10 protein-coding genes and 1 pseudogene are annotated in these 15,724 nt (G+C 73.9%); 8 read left to right on the top strand and 3 right to left on the bottom strand.

Going from position 1 to position 15,724, the window contains the following annotated elements:
• Window positions 1–57: 57 nt before the first annotated feature.
• From ACTT8P_RS28395 to ACTT8P_RS28375, 5 genes are all read left to right on the top strand, one after another.
• Window positions 58–2,391, top strand: a complete 2,334-nt coding sequence (locus ACTT8P_RS28395; protein ID WP_442834612.1) for a bifunctional glycosyltransferase/CDP-glycerol:glycerophosphate glycerophosphotransferase — start codon at window positions 58–60, stop codon at window positions 2,389–2,391.
• Window positions 2,392–2,818: 427 nt separating this feature from the next.
• Entirely contained in the window at window positions 2,819–5,086 is a 2,268-nt protein-coding gene (locus tag ACTT8P_RS28390; protein ID WP_442834611.1) for a CDP-glycerol glycerophosphotransferase family protein, read from the top strand.
• A gap of 5 nt (window positions 5,087–5,091) precedes the next feature.
• Entirely contained in the window at window positions 5,092–7,317 is a 2,226-nt protein-coding gene (locus tag ACTT8P_RS28385; protein WP_442834610.1) for a bifunctional glycosyltransferase/CDP-glycerol:glycerophosphate glycerophosphotransferase, read from the top strand.
• A 26-nt stretch (window positions 7,318–7,343) separates the two neighbouring features.
• Window positions 7,344–8,819 carry a hypothetical protein gene (locus tag ACTT8P_RS28380; protein WP_442834622.1) on the top strand — a complete coding sequence of 492 codons (1,476 nt, stop codon included), beginning with the start codon at window positions 7,344–7,346 and terminating at the stop codon, window positions 8,817–8,819.
• Window positions 8,820–8,911: 92 nt separating this feature from the next.
• Complete coding sequence (locus tag ACTT8P_RS28375) at window positions 8,912–10,489, top strand: hypothetical protein (RefSeq protein ID WP_442834609.1); 1,578 nt, start codon at window positions 8,912–8,914, stop codon at window positions 10,487–10,489.
• Here ACTT8P_RS28375 and ACTT8P_RS28370 read toward each other — a convergent pair.
• Window positions 10,479–10,892 carry an organic hydroperoxide resistance protein gene (locus tag ACTT8P_RS28370; RefSeq protein ID WP_442834608.1) on the bottom strand — a complete coding sequence of 138 codons (414 nt, stop codon included), beginning with the start codon at window positions 10,890–10,892 and terminating at the stop codon, window positions 10,479–10,481. The two genes, ACTT8P_RS28375 and ACTT8P_RS28370, sit on opposite strands and share 11 nt — an antisense overlap.
• 119 nt (window positions 10,893–11,011) lie before the next feature.
• On the opposite strand from ACTT8P_RS28370, the gene ACTT8P_RS28365 reads away from it, so the two are divergent.
• The 3 genes from ACTT8P_RS28365 (at window position 11,012) to galE (ending at window position 14,254) form a co-directional block, all read left to right on the top strand.
• Window positions 11,012–11,473 (top strand): MarR family winged helix-turn-helix transcriptional regulator, encoded by a 462-nt coding sequence (locus tag ACTT8P_RS28365; RefSeq protein WP_442834607.1) that lies wholly within the window; start codon window positions 11,012–11,014, stop codon window positions 11,471–11,473.
• A gap of 68 nt (window positions 11,474–11,541) precedes the next feature.
• On the top strand, window positions 11,542–13,257 hold the full coding sequence (locus tag ACTT8P_RS28360) for a glycosyltransferase family 2 protein (RefSeq protein WP_442834606.1): 1,716 nt from the start codon (window positions 11,542–11,544) through the stop codon (window positions 13,255–13,257).
• Window positions 13,258–13,273: 16 nt separating this feature from the next.
• Window positions 13,274–14,254 (top strand): UDP-glucose 4-epimerase GalE, encoded by a 981-nt coding sequence (galE, locus tag ACTT8P_RS28355; protein WP_442834605.1) that lies wholly within the window; start codon window positions 13,274–13,276, stop codon window positions 14,252–14,254.
• Between the two features lie 47 nt (window positions 14,255–14,301).
• Here the strand turns inward: galE and ACTT8P_RS28350 are convergent.
• Together ACTT8P_RS28350 and ACTT8P_RS28345 are read right to left on the bottom strand one after the other, a co-directional pair.
• Window positions 14,302–14,703 (bottom strand): annotated as a pseudogene (locus tag ACTT8P_RS28350) (TetR/AcrR family transcriptional regulator C-terminal domain-containing protein); the annotation flags it as partial.
• A gap of 136 nt (window positions 14,704–14,839) precedes the next feature.
• Window positions 14,840–15,565: a hypothetical protein gene (locus ACTT8P_RS28345; RefSeq protein WP_442834604.1), complete on the bottom strand. Its 726-nt coding sequence runs from the start codon at window positions 15,563–15,565 to the stop codon at window positions 14,840–14,842.
• Window positions 15,566–15,724: the final 159 nt, after the last annotated feature.

Raw genomic sequence — 15,724 nt, 5'->3', positions numbered from 1 at the left:
AGTCACTCCATTGGCCGTTCCCGGGCCGAACGCCCGCGCCGACCCATGGATGTCCCCGTGCCCAGGTTCAGTGTCATCGTCCCCGCATACCAGGTCCAGGCGTACCTGCCCGCGTGCCTGGAGTCGGTGCTCTCCCAGTCGTTCCCCGACTTCGAACTGATCGCGGTCGACGACGCCTCGCCGGACGCCTGCGGGGACATCGTCGACGAGTTCGCCGCCCGCGACCCGCGCGTCCGCCCGGTCCACCTGCCCGCGAACCAGGGCCTCGGCCCGGCCCGCAACGCCGGGATGAGCCAGGCCACCGGCGACTACCTGGTCTTCCTCGACGGCGACGACACCCTCACCCCGGGCGCGCTGCGGGCCGTCGCGGACCGGCTGAAGGAGACCGGCGAGCCGGACGTCCTGGTCTACGACTACGCGCGCACGTACTGGACCGGCGAGACCGTCCGCAACCAGGCCGCCGCCCGCCTCACCGAGGACGGCCCGGCCCCGTTCACGCTGACCGATCGCCCCGGCCTGCTGAACCTGTTGATGGTCGCCTGGAACAAGACCTGCCGCCGGGAGTTCGTCGAACGGGCCGGCTTCACCTTCCCGCCGGGCCTGTACGAGGACACCCCGTGGACGTATCCGGTACTGCTGCGAGCCGAGTCCATCGCCACCCTGGACCTGGTCTGCGTGCACTACCGCCAGCGCCGCCGGGGCTCCATCCTCGGCACGTCCAGCGAACGCCACCTCGATGTCTTCGCCCAGTACGACCGGGTCTTCGCGTTCCTGGACAGCGACCCGGAGCTGGCGCGCTGGCGGCCGGTGCTGTTCCGCCGGATGGCCGACCATCTGGCGGTGGTGTTCGCCCGGCCCGAGCGCCTGCCACGCGGCTCGCGCGCCGAGTTCCTGCGCCGGGCCCGCGCCCACCTGCGCCGCTACCGGGTCCCGGGCGCCCGCGCCCCGCTGCCCGTCCGGCTCCGGCACGGGCTGCTCCGCCTCGGCCTGCACCGCACCTACCGGACGCTGCGACTGGCCGCGGCCGGCGGCCGCCGCGCGCTCAAGCTCACCACCAGGACCCTGCGCGCCGTGCGCTCCGGCGTACTGCGCCTGCACTACCGCACCCAGCGCCTGCTGCCGCTGCGCGCCGACCGCGCGCTGTTCGCCGCTCGCGCCGGGCAGGAATACGGCGGCTACGGCGGCAACCCGGGGGCGCTGGAGGAGGCGTTCCGCTCGGTCGTCCCGCACCTCCGCACGGCGTGGCTGGCCGCCCCCGCGCTGCACCACACGGTGCCGCCCGGTCCGCGCCGCCTCTCCCCGGGCAGCGCCCGGCACCTCACCGAGCTGGCCCGGGCCAAGTACCTGGTGCACGACACCCCCTTCGACCCGCGGCTGGTCAAGCGCCGGGGGCAGGTGCTGGTGCAGACGCAGGCCGGTACTCCGCTGGGCCACGAGGGCCTGGATCTCCAGGAGCGCCCGGCCGCCGCCCGCGACACCGACTTCGCGGCGCTGCTGCGGGACGTCGACCGCTGGGACTACGTGCTGTCCGCCAACCGCCACTCCACCCTGACCTGGCAGCGCGTCCACCCCGGCGACTACACGGTGGTGGAGTGCGGCCAGCCCCGTACCGACGTCTTCCACCGGGCGACGGCGGCGGACGTGACCCGGCTGCGGGAACTGCTCGGCGTCCCGGCGGACTCGGTCGCGATCCTCTACGCGCCCGCCCGGCGCGACTACCGGCGCACCCAGCGCCTCCCCCTCGACCTGGAGCGCGTCACGCGCCGCCTCGGCCCGCGCTTCGTGGTGCTGGTGCGGAGCGAGGCCGGACCGGGCGCCCCGCAGATCCCGCGCGCGCCCCGGGTCGTCGACGTCACCGCGTACCCGCGCCTGTCGTCGCTCTGCCTGGCCTCGGACGTCCTGGTCACCGACTACGCGCCGCTGATGGTGGACTACGCGGCCCTGGACCGGCCGATCGTGCTGCACACCGCGGACCAGCAGGCGTACGAGGCGGCCCGCGGCCTCTACGTCGACCTGCGCGCCGTGCCGCCGGGGGTGACCGCCCGCGACGAGGACGAGCTGATCGACATCTTCGCCACCGGGCACTGGCGCGGGTCGCGCGCCGAGGAGTTGCGGTCGGTGTTCCGGGAGCGGTTCTGCCCCTGGGACGACGGCCGCGCCGCCGAACGCGCCGTGCGCCGGATCGTGCTCGGGGAGCGGGCGCCGCAGCCGGTCGTCCCGCTCGGGGAGCGCCGGCCGGCCCCCGCGGCGCTGTCCCGGGTGCCGGTGGTCAGTGCGGCGGTGTCGGGAGTACCGGCTCCCACGGGCTCCGCCGACCTTGCCGGCCGCATCGCCGCTGCTGACGCCGCCACCGTCCTTCGCCCCCGCCCGCCCCTCTCCGACCGCCGCTGACCAGCACGGAACGCCTGCCCCGCGCTCGCCCGCGCGCCCCGGCCCTCCCGGAGTCCGTATGCCTCGCAGCCCCTCCCGGCCCGCTCCCACCCGTCCGCCCGTACGGCGGCCGACGGGACGGCCCGGCCGTCGTGGCCGTGGCGGCGGCTGAGCCCCGTACCGACTGCCCGCGACCGCTGGACCGCACCACCGCGCCACCGCCCCACCCGCATCCCGCGCACCACCCCGCACCACCGCCCCACCCGCACCCCGTGCACCACCCCGCACCACCGCCCCACCCGCGCCACCGCCCCACCCGCATCCCGCGCACCACCCCACACCACCGCCCCACCCGCACCCCGTGCACCACCCCGCACCACCGCACCACCCGCATCCCGCGCACCACCCGCATCACCCCGCACCACCGCACGACGACAGAGAGAGCAGCATGCCGCGCTTCAGCATCATCGTCCCGTCCCACGGGGTCGCGGGACGGCTGTCCCAGGCCCTGGACTCGGTCCTCGCCCAGTCCTTCGGCGACTTCGAGCTGATCCCGGTGTGCCGGACGCCGGACTGCTCCGCCGCGGACGTCGCCGCCGCCCGCGCCGGACGGGACTCCCGGGTGGCGCCCGTGCACTCCCCGCCGGCGGACGGCCTGGCCGCGGCGCGCAACACCGGGGCCCGCGCGGCGACCGGCACGTACCTGCTGTTCCTCGACGGCGACGACGTCCTCGCGCCCGGCGCGCTCGCGGCGCTCGACGCCCGGCTGGCCCGGACCGATGACGTCGACGTGCTCTACTTCGAGCACGAGCGCACCCCCTGGTGGGAGGGCGAACCGGCCAACCCGGCCGCCCCGCTCCTCGCGAGCGCGCCGGACGGCGCCTTCGCGCCCGCCGCGGCGCCCCGGCTGACCGGCGTCCAGCTCCCGGCGTGGAGCGCGGCCTACCGCCGGGCCTTCCTCACCGAGCGCCGCATCACCTTCCCCGACGGGCACTTCACCGATGTCGGCTTCGGCGGCCGGGTCGCCGCAGAGGCCGAGCGGATGGCGGTGCTGCGCGAAGTCGTCGTACGGCATCTGGTGCGCCGCCAGGGCAGCCGGCTGAACCGGCCCGGCGCGCACCACGCCGAACTGCTCGACCAGGCGGACCGGGTGCTGACCCGGGCCGCCGAACTGGAGCTGCCCGAGGCGCGGCGCGCGGCGCTGTTCGAGCAGCTCTTCGCGGCGGTCCTGAAAACGGCCGCCCATCCACGCCGGCTGCCGTCCGGACCACGGACACTCTCCTCCCGTCCCTCCCTCTCCCGTCACTCCCCCCGGCGGGCCTTCTTCCGCCGGGCGAGCGCGCTGTACGCCGCCCACCGGCCGCCCGGTTTCCGGACCCCCGGCGGCAGCCTCGGCGTGCAGCACCGGCTGCTGGCCCGAGGGGCGTACACGGCGTTCCGCGCGCTGCGCGGCGCCAACCGGGCGCTGGCGGGTGCGCTGCGCGCGGTCCCGTACCCCCGCGGACTGCGCACCCGCCTGCGCTACCGCCTCCATCTGCGCCGCCCGCTCGATCCGAACCTCGCCGTGTACTGCGCCTACTGGGGCCGCGGCTACACCTGCAACCCGGCCGCGATCCACGCCAAGGCCCGCGAACTCGCCCCGCACCTGCGCTCGGTGTTCCTGGTCGAGGCCGGCCAGGAGCACACCCTGCCGCCCGGCGTCGACCACGCGGTGATCGGCAGCGCCCGCTCCTGGGAGGTGCTGGCCCGCGCCACGTACCTGATCAACAACGCCAACTTCGCGGAGGGCGTGGTCAAGCGCCCCGGCAGCGTCCACCTCCAGACCCAGCACGGCACCCCGCTGAAGAAGATGGGCGTCGACCAGTCGACGTACCCGGTGGTGGCCGCGGCCACCGGCAGCTTCGCCAAGCTGCTCGGCCGGGTCGACCGCTGGGACTACAACCTCTGCGCCAACCGCCACTCCACCCAGATGTGGGAGCGCGCCTTCCCGGGCTCGTACGAGCAGCTGGAGTACGGCTATCCGCGCAACGACGTCTACTACGCGGCGACCGCCGCCGACATCGCGCGCGCCCGGCGTGAACTGGGCGTACCCGAGGGCGCGACAGCCGTGCTGTACGCCCCCACCCACCGGGACTGGGAGACCGGGTTCGGCGCCGGGGGGCTGGACCTCGCGGCGTTCTGCGCGGCGGCCGGCGAGGACGTGGTGGTGCTGCTGCGCGCCCACTACTTCTACGACCGGGGCGCGGCCGGGGCCGGCGGCGGCCGGATCATCGACGTCACCGCGCACCGCAGCGCCGAGGACGTCTGCCTGGCCTCCGACGCCCTGGTCACCGACTACTCGTCGATCATGTTCGACTACGCCAACCTGGACCGGCCGATCGTGGTCTACGCCGACGACTGGGAGGTCTACCGGGAGACCCGCGGCGTCTACTTCGATCTGCTGGCCGAGCCGCCCGGCCCGGTGGCCCGCACCCCGGACGAACTGGCCCGCGTCTTTCGCGACGGCACCTGGGCGGGGGCGGAGTCGGCGGCGCGGCGGGCCGCCTTCCGGGAGCGGTTCTGCGAGTTCGACGACGGCCGGGCCGCCGAGCGGGTGGTGCGCCGGGTGCTGCTCGGCGAGCCGCCCGAGGCGCTGCCGCCCGTGACCCCGCTCGCCCAACGGGTCCCCGCGCCCGCCGCCACCACCGCCGCGCCCGCCGCCCTGGTAAGGAGTTGAGAGCAGTGCCCCGCTTCAGCGTCATCATCCCCTGCTTCAAGGTGCAGGGCTTTCTGCGCGAGTGCCTCGACTCGGTCCTGGAGCAGTCCTACCGGGACCTCGAGGTGATCGCCGTGGACGACTGCTCGCCGGACGGCTGCGGCGCGATCCTCGACGGGTACGCCGCCCGCGACGAGCGGGTGCGGGTGCTGCACCTGACCGAGAACGTCGGCCTCGGCCGGGCCCGCAACGCCGGTCTGCCGCACGCCACCGGCGACTACCTCCTCTTCCTCGACAGCGACGACACCCTCACCCCGGGCGCGCTACGCGCGCTGGCCGACCGGCTGGCCGAGACCGCCGACCCGGACGTACTGGTCTTCGACTACGCCCGCACCTACTGGTGGGGCGGCACCCGTCGCAACGTCCTCGCGCACGTGCTCGCGGAGGCGGGTGCCGGCGTGTTCACCGCCGTCGAGCACCCCGAGATCCTCGACCTGCTGATGGTGGTCTGGAACAAGGTCTACCGGCGCTCCTTCGTCGAACGGGAGGGCTTCGCCTTCCCGCCCGGCTACTACGAGGACACGCCGTGGACCTTCCCGGTGCTGCTCAGCGCCGAGCGGATCGCGACCCTGGACCGGATCTGCCTGAACTACCGGCAGCGCCGCCAGGGCAACATCCTGTCCACCACCAGCCGCAAGCACTTCGACGTGCACGCCCAGTACGAGCGGGTGTTCGCGTTCGTCGACGCCCGTCCGGAGCTGGCCCGCTGGCGGCCGTTCCTGCACGCCAAGATGGGCGAGCACTGCCTGGACATCCTGTCCAAGCCGGACCGGCTGCCCCCGGCCGACCGGGCCGAGTTCTTCCGCCGCACCGCCGAACTGTTCCGCGCCCACCGGCCCGAGGGGGCGCGCACGCCGGCGGAACTGCGGGTGCTGGAGGGCGGCTACGCGGCGTACGCGGCGCGGAGCCAGGGCGCGCGGGCCGGGCGGGCGCTGGCGCGGCGCGCCGGGCGGGTCCGTACGGCGGCGACGGCCCGGCTGCACCGGGCCGGCTCGGCGGTCCGCACCCGCCGCCCCCTCGACCCGGACCTCGTCGTGTACTCGGCCTTCTCCCACCGGGGCGTCCTCGGCGACCCGGCCGCCGTCTACCACGAGGCCCGCCGGATCGCCCCGCAGCTGCGCGGGGTGTGGGTGCTGCGCGACGAGGAGCTGGTGCCGTCGCTGCCGCCCGGCACCGAGCACGTGATCCTCGGCAGCGCGGCGTACCGCCGGGTGACCGAACGGGCCACGTTCTTCGTCAACAACGTCAACTGGCCGGGCCCGCTGCGCAAGCGGCCCGGCAGCGTGCACATCCACACCCACCAGGGCACCCCGCTGAAGTACCTGGGCGCCGACCTGCTCGGCAAGCCCGGCGCCCGGCACGGGATCGACGTACCGCAGATGCTGCGCCGCGCCGACCGCTGGGACCACAGCCTGGTCGCCAACCTGCACTCGGAGCTGGTCTGGGAGCGGGCCTACCCGTGCCACTTCGCCTCGGCCCGCACCGGCAGCCCGCGCAACGACGTGCTGGTCCGGGCGCGCGCCGACCGGGCGGCCGGGGCCGGGTTCCGGCTGCGCAACGGCATCCCGGCCGGGCACACGGTCGTGCTGTACGCGCCGACCCGCCGCGACTACCGGCGCGGCGGCCACGTCGACCGGATCGACCTGGCCCGGTTCGCCGCCGACCTCGGCGCCGGCCACACCCTCGTGGTCCGGCTGCACCCGTCGCTCGCCACCGGCCCGGCGCGCGGCCTGGGCCTGGCCGACCTGCACCGGCGGGGCGTGCTGGTCGACGCCACCGACGAACCGCACGTCGAGGACGTACTGCTCGCCGCCGACCTGCTGGTCACCGACTACTCCGCCCTGATGTTCGACTACGCCGTCCTGGACCGGCCGATCCTGATCCACGCCGACGACCTGGACGCCTACGCGGCGAGCCGCGGCCTCTACTTCGACATCAGCGCCGAGCCGCCGGGCCACGTCTCCCGTTCCTACCGGGAACTGGCCTGGCTGCTCGCGTCGGGGACCTGGCGGGACGCGGAGGCGGCGCGGCTGCGGGCGGCGTTCCGGGCGCGGTTCTGCGCGTTCGACGACGGGCGGGCCGCGGAGCGGGTGGTGCGCACACTGCTGCTGGGCGAGACGATGCCGGCGCCGGCGCCCGTGCCGGGCGCCCGCGCCGCCGCGTCCGGCCGCGACCTGCTGACGCCGTCGTGACGCCGCGTACGAAGGTGCGCAGCTGGATGCTGCTGCTCGCGGCCCTGTTCGCCGTCCTCCAGCTCGCCAACGTCACCGGCCGGGACACCCCCGACACCAAGAACTACCTCTCCTACGCGCTGAGCCTGTCCGGCGAGGGCAAGCGGGGCGCGGCAGCCGGCGCCATCGAGCACTACTGCGCGAGCCGGGCGTCCAGCGCCAAGCGGGCGCAGAGCGTGCACGTGGTCCACTTCCACCGGGCCGACCCGACCGCCCGGGTGACGGCCGGCTGCCGGGAGCGGGAGTGGCGGAACGTGGAGCGGCGGCTGCGGGCCGGGCAGACCGGCGGGCACACGGTGCCGTTCATGCCGGAGCGGTTCATGCGGATCTTCGAGGTGCGGCCGGGGTATCCGGCGTTCCTGGTGCCGTTCGTGACCGCGCTCGGGGTGACGTGGGGGGTGTGGACGGCGAGCGTACTGGTCGCGGCGGCGGGCGGGGTGCTCGTCTTCCTGATCCTGCGCACCCTCGCGGTGTCGGCCCCGCTCGCGCTGACCGGCCAGGCGCTGTACTACGTGCTGCCGTGCGGGACGGTCGCGATGCGGCCGATGACCGAGGGGCTGCTGATGGCGCTGACGCTGACGGTGGTGTGGGGGTGCGCGCTGGTGCTGCGCGAGCGGCCGCAGCGGTGGGGGTACTGGCTGGTCGCGGGGTCGCTGGCGCTGCTGTTCACGGTCAAGCACTCGCAGGCGCTGTTCCTCGGCGGCTGCCTGGCGGCAGCGGGCACGGCGATCGCACTCCGGCGCGCACGCCGGGGCGAGGGCTGGGGCTGGGGCGTGGGCTGGGGTGAGAGCTGGGGTGCGTCCCGTGGCGGGGGCCGGGGCGCGCGCCGGGGCGAGGACCCGGGCGAGAACCCGGGCGGGGACCGGGGCGAGAACCGGGGTGAGAATCGGGGTGAGAGCCAGGACGCGCGCTGGGGCGAGAGCCAGGACGCGCGCTGGGGCGGCGACCGGAATGCGCGCCGGAGCGGAGAGCGAGACTCGGCCGAGGTGGTGCTCCGGCTCGCCGGCATCGGGCTGGGCGCCGCCCTCGCCACCGTCCTCCTGGCCCGCCTCCTGCACTACCCCTCCGAGTCGGAGAGCCTCCAGGATCTGCTGGCCCACCACTTCGCCCGGCCGGACCGGCAGCGGCCGTGGCCGGAGTTCCTCCAGTTGCAGGGCAACTTCTGGACCGAGTGGTCCCGGCGCCAGCTGCGGGAGCCGCTGTTCGTCGCGGCACTGGCGGCCGGGGCGTGCGGCGCCCTGCGCCGGCCCGCGTTCGGCGCGTTCCTGGTCGCGGCGGCGGCCACCGGCATCCTGACCCAGGCCGGGCACCCGGACATCAACATCTGGGGCGGCCGGCTGATCGTGCTGGCCTGGCTGCTGCCGGTGGTGGGGCTGCCGCTGCTGCTGGAGCCGGTGGTGCGCGGCCGGGTGCCGCTGCCGGCCCAGGGGCACGCGGACCGGGCGGTCCGTACGACCAGCTGACCGTCACTCGATGCGGTGACGGTGGGTCATGCCGTTGACCCGACCGGGAACATACGGCAAATGCCCCAGACGCTCCCCACCCCGTTCCTCCGGTGAGCGCCGGAGTCCGCGCCGGAGTCCTCGTCCGGCGGTCCGCGCAGGGCGCCACGGCACTGCGCGGCGGCCACACCTGGCGCCCCACGCCCTACCAGGCGGCCGGCTTCCTGTTCTGGCTGGTGATGACGCTGGCGTACTGGCGGGTGCCGCTGTGCTGCGACGCCGGCCAGCACGCGGCGGTCGTCGAACGCCTCAAGGCCGACCTGCTCCACCCCCGCCATCCGATGGCCGACCTGCCCGGCGCGGGCAGCGCCTACTACTCCCCGTACGCGCTGGCGCAGGGCTGGTTCGCCCGGCTGACCGGGCTCGGCGGCTGGGAGGTGGTGCGGCTGGCCGGGCCGCTGAACCTGCTGGTACTGCTGACCGGCGTCAACCGCTTCGTCCGGGTGCTGACCCCCCGGCCCTGGGCGCCGGTGCTGGCCCTGCTGGCGATGACGCTGCTGTGGGGCACCGAACGCGCCTGGTGGAGCGGTTACCTCGGGCTGATGTCCATGACCGGCAACCTCGGCTACCCGTCGGCCTTCGCGATCGGCCTCACCTTCTGGGCCTGGGCCCTGACCGGCGCGCGCGCCCGGGACCTGCGCCGGGTGCGCTACGTCGGTCCCGGCGGCCTGCGCGGTCTGCCCGGGTACGCCGCGCTCGGCGTGCTGTACGGGCTGGTGCTGCTGATCCACCCGATCACGTCGGTGGCGGCGGTGCTGGGCGCGATCGCCCTGGCCGCGGGGTGGGAACCGCGCTGGACGGGCCCGGTCCTCGCCCGCTGGGCGCTGACCGGCGCGACGGCGCTGCTGACCGCCGGGGCGTGGCCGTACTTCGACGTGTTCGCGCTGGCCGGCGACGACAGCGTGGACGAGATGCACCGCACGCTCTACCGGCACCTCGCCGGGGAGTTCTGGCTGGCCGTCGCGGTGGGGCTGCCGGCGCTGTGGCTGCGCGGGCGCCGCTCGCCCCGGGACCCGCTGGTCCTGATGTTCGCGCTGGACTGCCTGGTGGTGGCGTACGGCTGGTTCAGCGGCCACTACACCTACGGCCGCATCCTGGGGCTCACCCTGGTGCCGCTGCAGTTCGCGCTCGCGGTGGAGCTGGCGGCGCCCCGCCCGTGGCGCCCGGCCCGCCGCGCCCTGGGCTGGACGGCGGCGGCCGGTGCCGCCGCCGGCTTCCTGACCGTCCAGGCGGGGGCGCTGGTCCCGGCGGGTTTCCCGCAGCCGCCGAACTGGCCGGCGTACGCCTGGGCGGCGCGGCACATCGGTCCCGGCGAGGTGGTGATCACCGACGGGTACTACGCCGTCCACGCGATCGCCGGGTACGGGCCGAACCTCGCCGCGCCCGCCTGGCCGGACCCCGCCCTGGACGAACGGGAGCGGAAGCGGCGCGAGGCGGACGTGAAGAGCTACCTGGACCCGGACTCGACCCGCGCCGAGCGCGCCACGGTCGTCCGCCGCTACCGGGTGCGCTGGCTGCTGCTGACCCGCTGGCAGCCGGTGCCCGAGGAGGCGGTGGTGGTGGCGTGGAGCGAACGGACGGGGGAGGTGCTGGCGCGGGTCGGCGGCGGCGGTCCGGTGACTACTCGATGACCAGCTCGACCGGGATGTTGCCGCGGGTGGCGTTGGAGTACGGGCAGACCTGGTGGGCCTGCTCGACCAGCTTGCGGCCGGTCTCCTCATCGACGGTGTCGGGCAGCTCGACGCGGAGGGTGACGGCGAGCGCGAAGCCCTCGCCCTCCTTGCCGATGCCGACCTCGGCGGTCACCGCGGCGTCGCTGACGTCGACCTTGGCGGCGCGGCCCACGGCACCGAGGGCGCTGCCGAAGCAGGCGGCGTACCCGGCGGCGAAGAGCTGCTCGGGGTTGGTGCCCCGGCCGTCGCCGCCCAGCCCGTCGGGGGTGCCGAGCGCGAGGTCCAGCTTGCCGTCGGAGGAGACGGCGCGGCCCTCACGGCCGTGGGTGGCGGTGACTACGGCGGTGTAGAGCGGGTCCATGGAAAACCGTCCTTGGATTCTTGGGGTGGGGGGAAGGAGGAGCGTCCTGACGACTACAAGTCGATCACACAATTCAATTGTGCGCAACTGAATAGCGGTCGCCGACGTATGCTGGACGTATGACCACGCCCGCAGCCCCAGCCGACTGGCTCCGCCTCGACCAGCAGATCTGCTTCTCGCTGAACGCCGCCTCGCGCGCCTTCGGCGGTCTCTACCGGGTGCTCCTCAAGGACCTCGGGCTCACCTACCCGCAGTACCTGGTGATGCTGGTGCTGTGGGAGCGCGGCGAGCTGCCGGTCAAGCGTTTGGGCGAGCACCTGCGGCTCGACTCGGGCACCCTGTCGCCGCTGCTCAAGCGGCTGGAGACGGCCGGCCTGGTGCGGCGCGAGCGCAGCGCCCACGACGAGCGGTCGGTTCGGGTGCGTCCGAGCGAACAGGGCCTGGCGCTGCGCGAGCGGGCCCAGGAGGTGCCCCGCCGGATCGTCGCCGCGACCGGCTTCGACCTGGACGAGGCCCAGGACCTGCGGGCCCGCCTGGACCGCCTCACGGCCGCCCTGGACGCGGCGACGAACGCGATGTAGGGCGCTTTAGCCTCCAATAGGCGGGTGAAGCACCCATAAGGCACTCGCGCGTCTTACGATCACTCGCCATGAGACGTGCCGTTGCCGCCGCCCACGCCCAGGTCGGCGTCGTCGTCATCGGGTACCAGGACGCGGCCCATGTGACCGACGCCGTGCGCTCCGCGCTGGCGCAGGGCGCCGCCGTCCGCGAGGTCGTCGCGGTGGACGACTGCTCGACCGACGGCAGCACGGAACTCCTCGGCCGGCTGGCCGCGACGGAACCCCGGCTGCGGGTGATCCGCCTGACGGCCAACAGCGGCGGCTGCGGCACCCCACGCAACACCGGCCTGGCCGCGGTGACCGCGCCGTACGTGATGTTCCTGGACAGCGACGACGTCCTTCCGCCGGGCGCGGTGGACGCGCTGCTGACGGCGGCTGTCGGGGAGCGCGCGGAGGTGGCGAGCGGACTGTGCGTGCGCCGGGAGCTGCCCTCGGGGCGCGAGACACCGTGGCAGGCGCCGCTGTACGCGGCGCGCACCGTGGTCGCGCACCCCGCCCGGCGCCCCCGCCTGGTCCACGACACCTTGTGCGTCAACAAGCTCTACCGCACCGCCTTCCTGCGCGACCACGGCATCCGCTTCCCCGACGGCCGCTTCCCGTACGAGGACTTCGTCTTCACCGCGCGCGTCCTGGCCGCGGGCTCCCGCCTCACGCTCATCCCCGACCCGGTCTACGTCTGGCACGTACGCCGGTCCGCCGAACGCCTGTCGATCTCGCTGGACCGCGCCTGCGTGGACAACTGGCGGGCCCGCACGCACGCGTGCCGGACGGCGTACGAGATCCTGCTCGCCGCCGGGCAGAAGGGGCTGGCGCGGGCAGCCCGCGCCAAGTTCCTCGACCACGAGCTGCGGATGTACGTCCGTGAGCTGGAGGTGCGGGACGTGCGCTACCGGCGTGCGTGGTGGGCGCACACGCGGGCGTACCTCGCGGAGTACGACGCCGCCGACTGGACCCGCTCGCCGGCCGCGCCGGGCCGGCTGATCGGCCGGGTGATCCTCGCCTCCCCCGAGCCGCGCGACCTGCCCCGCCTGCGGGAACTGGCGTCCCGCCCGGCCCGGCTGCTCCCGCCGTACGCCACGGCGCCGGACGGCCGCACGCCAGTCTGGTCACCGGACCTCCCTCAGGTCACCGTGGAACCCTTGCTGACCCGCCCGGCGCGGCTGCTCCCCTTGACGGTGGACGCGGAACTGCACCCGCCCACGCGGGTACGGCTGCGGCTGCACGAGCTGTACGGCCGGGTGGCGGAGGCCGGTCCGGTGGCCGTCGACGCGGAGTGGCAGCGCCGGGAGGACGGCCGCAGGAGCGGTCGCCGGACCCTGGCCTTCGGGTCAACCGAACCGTCCACCGAGCCGTCCGCCGAACCGTCCGCCGAACCGTCCACCGGGTCGTCCACCGGATCGTCAGCCGACGGCCGGGTATGGGCAGCCGAGGCGACCGTCGACCTCACCGGTCCCGGCGCCGCCGCGCTCGGCGCCGGCACCTGGGACCTCCGCCTCCGCGTCCGCTTCCGGGACGGCACGAGCCGCGAGGTCACCGCGCACGCCCGCACCGACACCGGACGAGTACGCCGCCGCGCACTGCCCAGCGCCCGGCACGGCATCGTGCTCGTCCGCCCGTACGCCACGCGCTCCGGCGCACTGGCGCTGAGGGTGGCGCCCGGAGTGCGAGGAGTGGCGACAGTGGTGCACGGAAGGCTCCGGCGCCTGATTCACTGTGGGTCGACCACTGCCACTCAGGGCAACTGACGAGGGGACGGCCACCATGACCTGGCTGATCACCGGCGGCGCCGGCTACATCGGAGCGCACGTCGTACGGGCGATGACCGAGGCGGGCGAGCGGACCGTGGTGTACGACGACCTGTCCACCGGTATCGCCGCCCGGCTGCCCGCCGGCGTACCCCTGGTCGAGGGCTCGGTCCTGGACGCCGACCGGGTCCGCCGGACCCTCGCCGACCACGACGTCACCGGCGTGGTCCACCTGGCGGCGAAGAAGCAGGTGGGCGAGTCGGTCGACCTGCCGCTGCACTACTACCGGGAGAACGTCGAGGGCCTGCGCGTCCTGCTGGCGGCGGTGACGGAGGCGACGGTCCCGTCCTTCGTCTTCTCGTCCTCGGCGGCGGTGTACGGGATGCCGGACGTGGACCTGGTCACGGAGGAGACGCCCTGCGTCCCGATGTCGCCGTACGGCGAGACCAAGCTCGCGGGCGAGTGGCTGGTCCGGGCGACGGGGCACGCGACGGGGCTGTCGACGGCGTCCCTGCGCTATTTCAACGTCGCGGGCGCCCGCGCGCCGGAACTGGCGGACACCGGCGTGCACAACCTCGTCCCGATGGTCTTCGAGAAGCTGACGGAGCACGCGCCCCCGCGCATCTTCGGCGACGACTACGCCACCCCGGACGGCACCTGCGTACGGGACTACATCCACGTGGTGGACGTGGCGGAGGCCCATGTGGCCGCGGCCCGCGCGCTCCAGGCGTCCCCCGGCCGCGACCTCACCCTGAACATCGGCCGTGGCGAGGGCGTCTCGGTGCGCGAGATGATCGACCGCATCAACGCGGTCACCGGCTACGACCTTCCCCCGACGGTCGCCCCGCGCCGCCCCGGCGACCCGGCCAGTGTCGTCGCGTCGGCCGACCGCGCCGCCACCGAACTGGGCTGGCGGGCCAAGCACGACGTCCACGACATGATCACCTCGGCGTGGGCAGGCTGGGTGGGGCAGCACCCAAAGGCGGCGCGGGGCTGAGCACGGCGGTCGCCCTCGGCAACAACTGAATGACGACTAAATAGCGTGCCCCCAGGCCGAAGATCTCGCAGTCTCCCGTACGAGCCGCAGGCCAGGGCGGGGAAGTGTTCGGGGTCGGCGCCCAGTACCGCGACACGGAACAGTTCCATGCCTTGTTCGTGCTCCTCGGGAGTGATGGTGCTGACTCCGGCCTCGGAGGCGATCAGGGCGGCGATGAGGACTGCGATCCGGTGGTAGCGCGCCGGGATCTCCTCGTCGGGCAGTCCCGATGCCCGCAGGGCCCGCAGTACCTCTTCCATGACCAGCCGGGAACCGGTGCCGCTCGACGCGTAGCGCCCCCAGACCGCGGCGAGTTGGGGCTGGCGGCCGAATGCCTCTCGGGCGCGCAGGGCCAGGGCCGTGATGCGCTGCTTCCAGTCGCCCTCGGGGCGGTATCCGTCCATGGCGGCACTTCGCCCGCGACGTCCGCCCGCTGGGCGCGGACCGTCGCGCCGCGTTCGAGGACATCCTCGCCGCCCAGCTGGCCGACATCGATGCCGGGTTCCGCCGGAGCTGTCCCACCGGCTCGACGGCCGACGAAAAACTCTAAAGTTCGTAGAAATCTTCGTCCAACGCCTTGGAGATGCCCTGCAGTGCGTCGCGGACACCCATGGGCACTTCAGGCAGTTCCGCGTGTTTGCGCACAACGGATGACAAAATATTCAAGCTCACAAGGGAAGACATCTCGCCGACCGCCGAAAGTACCCTCAAGGCTTCCTTTTCCGCCGCGCTCCACGATCGTTCCCGCAACAGGCAATCCAGGAGGCGCACGGCGGCCACGTTCCGATAGCCGACCTGAGCAACAGGAGTATCTTCCATAGCGTTCTCAAGAACAGGGATCGCTTTGCGAACCTCACCGTACTCCTGCAAAGCACGCCCCTGTTGACGATCGATTTCTCTCTCCGTGATCCACCACGCCCAGTGCGGAGTGTTATCGGGTGTACTCTCCGTCAGCAGAGAGCGCGCCCGCTCGAAGGCCCTGGACGATTCCGACGCGTACCCTGATCCGGCAAGTCCCTGCGCTTCTCTGGCTCTGAAGATCGCTTCGACTCGGGGCGTGAGACGTCTGGCTTCGAGTACGGATGCAGCGATGGCCAACTCCTCGCGGGGGCGACCTGACCAGCCGGACAACATCGCTCGGTTCTGCAAGGTGATCAGTTCGATCGATTTGTCTCCGCACAGCCTCGCCAAGAACAGTGCCTCTTGATTGAAGCGCCTTGACGCCTTGAAGTTCCCCGCGTTGAACAGTGCCCAGCCGGCGATCTCGGCCAACTCGGCCGATGCTGCCTGTATGTCCCGCTCAGCGTTCCTGTCGTGACCCTCTTCGCCGATGCGTCGATGCACTGACTTGTACCTGAGGTTGAAAGGTTGGGGTGACAGCGGGCGTTGGCGGTGCTACATCCTCGTCATGAGGTATGCGGATGGCGGCGG

It is taken from the genome of Streptomyces sp. JW3 (assembly GCF_052216785.1).
Taxonomy (GTDB): domain Bacteria; phylum Actinomycetota; class Actinomycetes; order Streptomycetales; family Streptomycetaceae; genus Streptomyces.
Note: the sequence above shows the minus strand (reverse complement) of the source record. Positions and strands in the feature narration are given on the sequence as shown.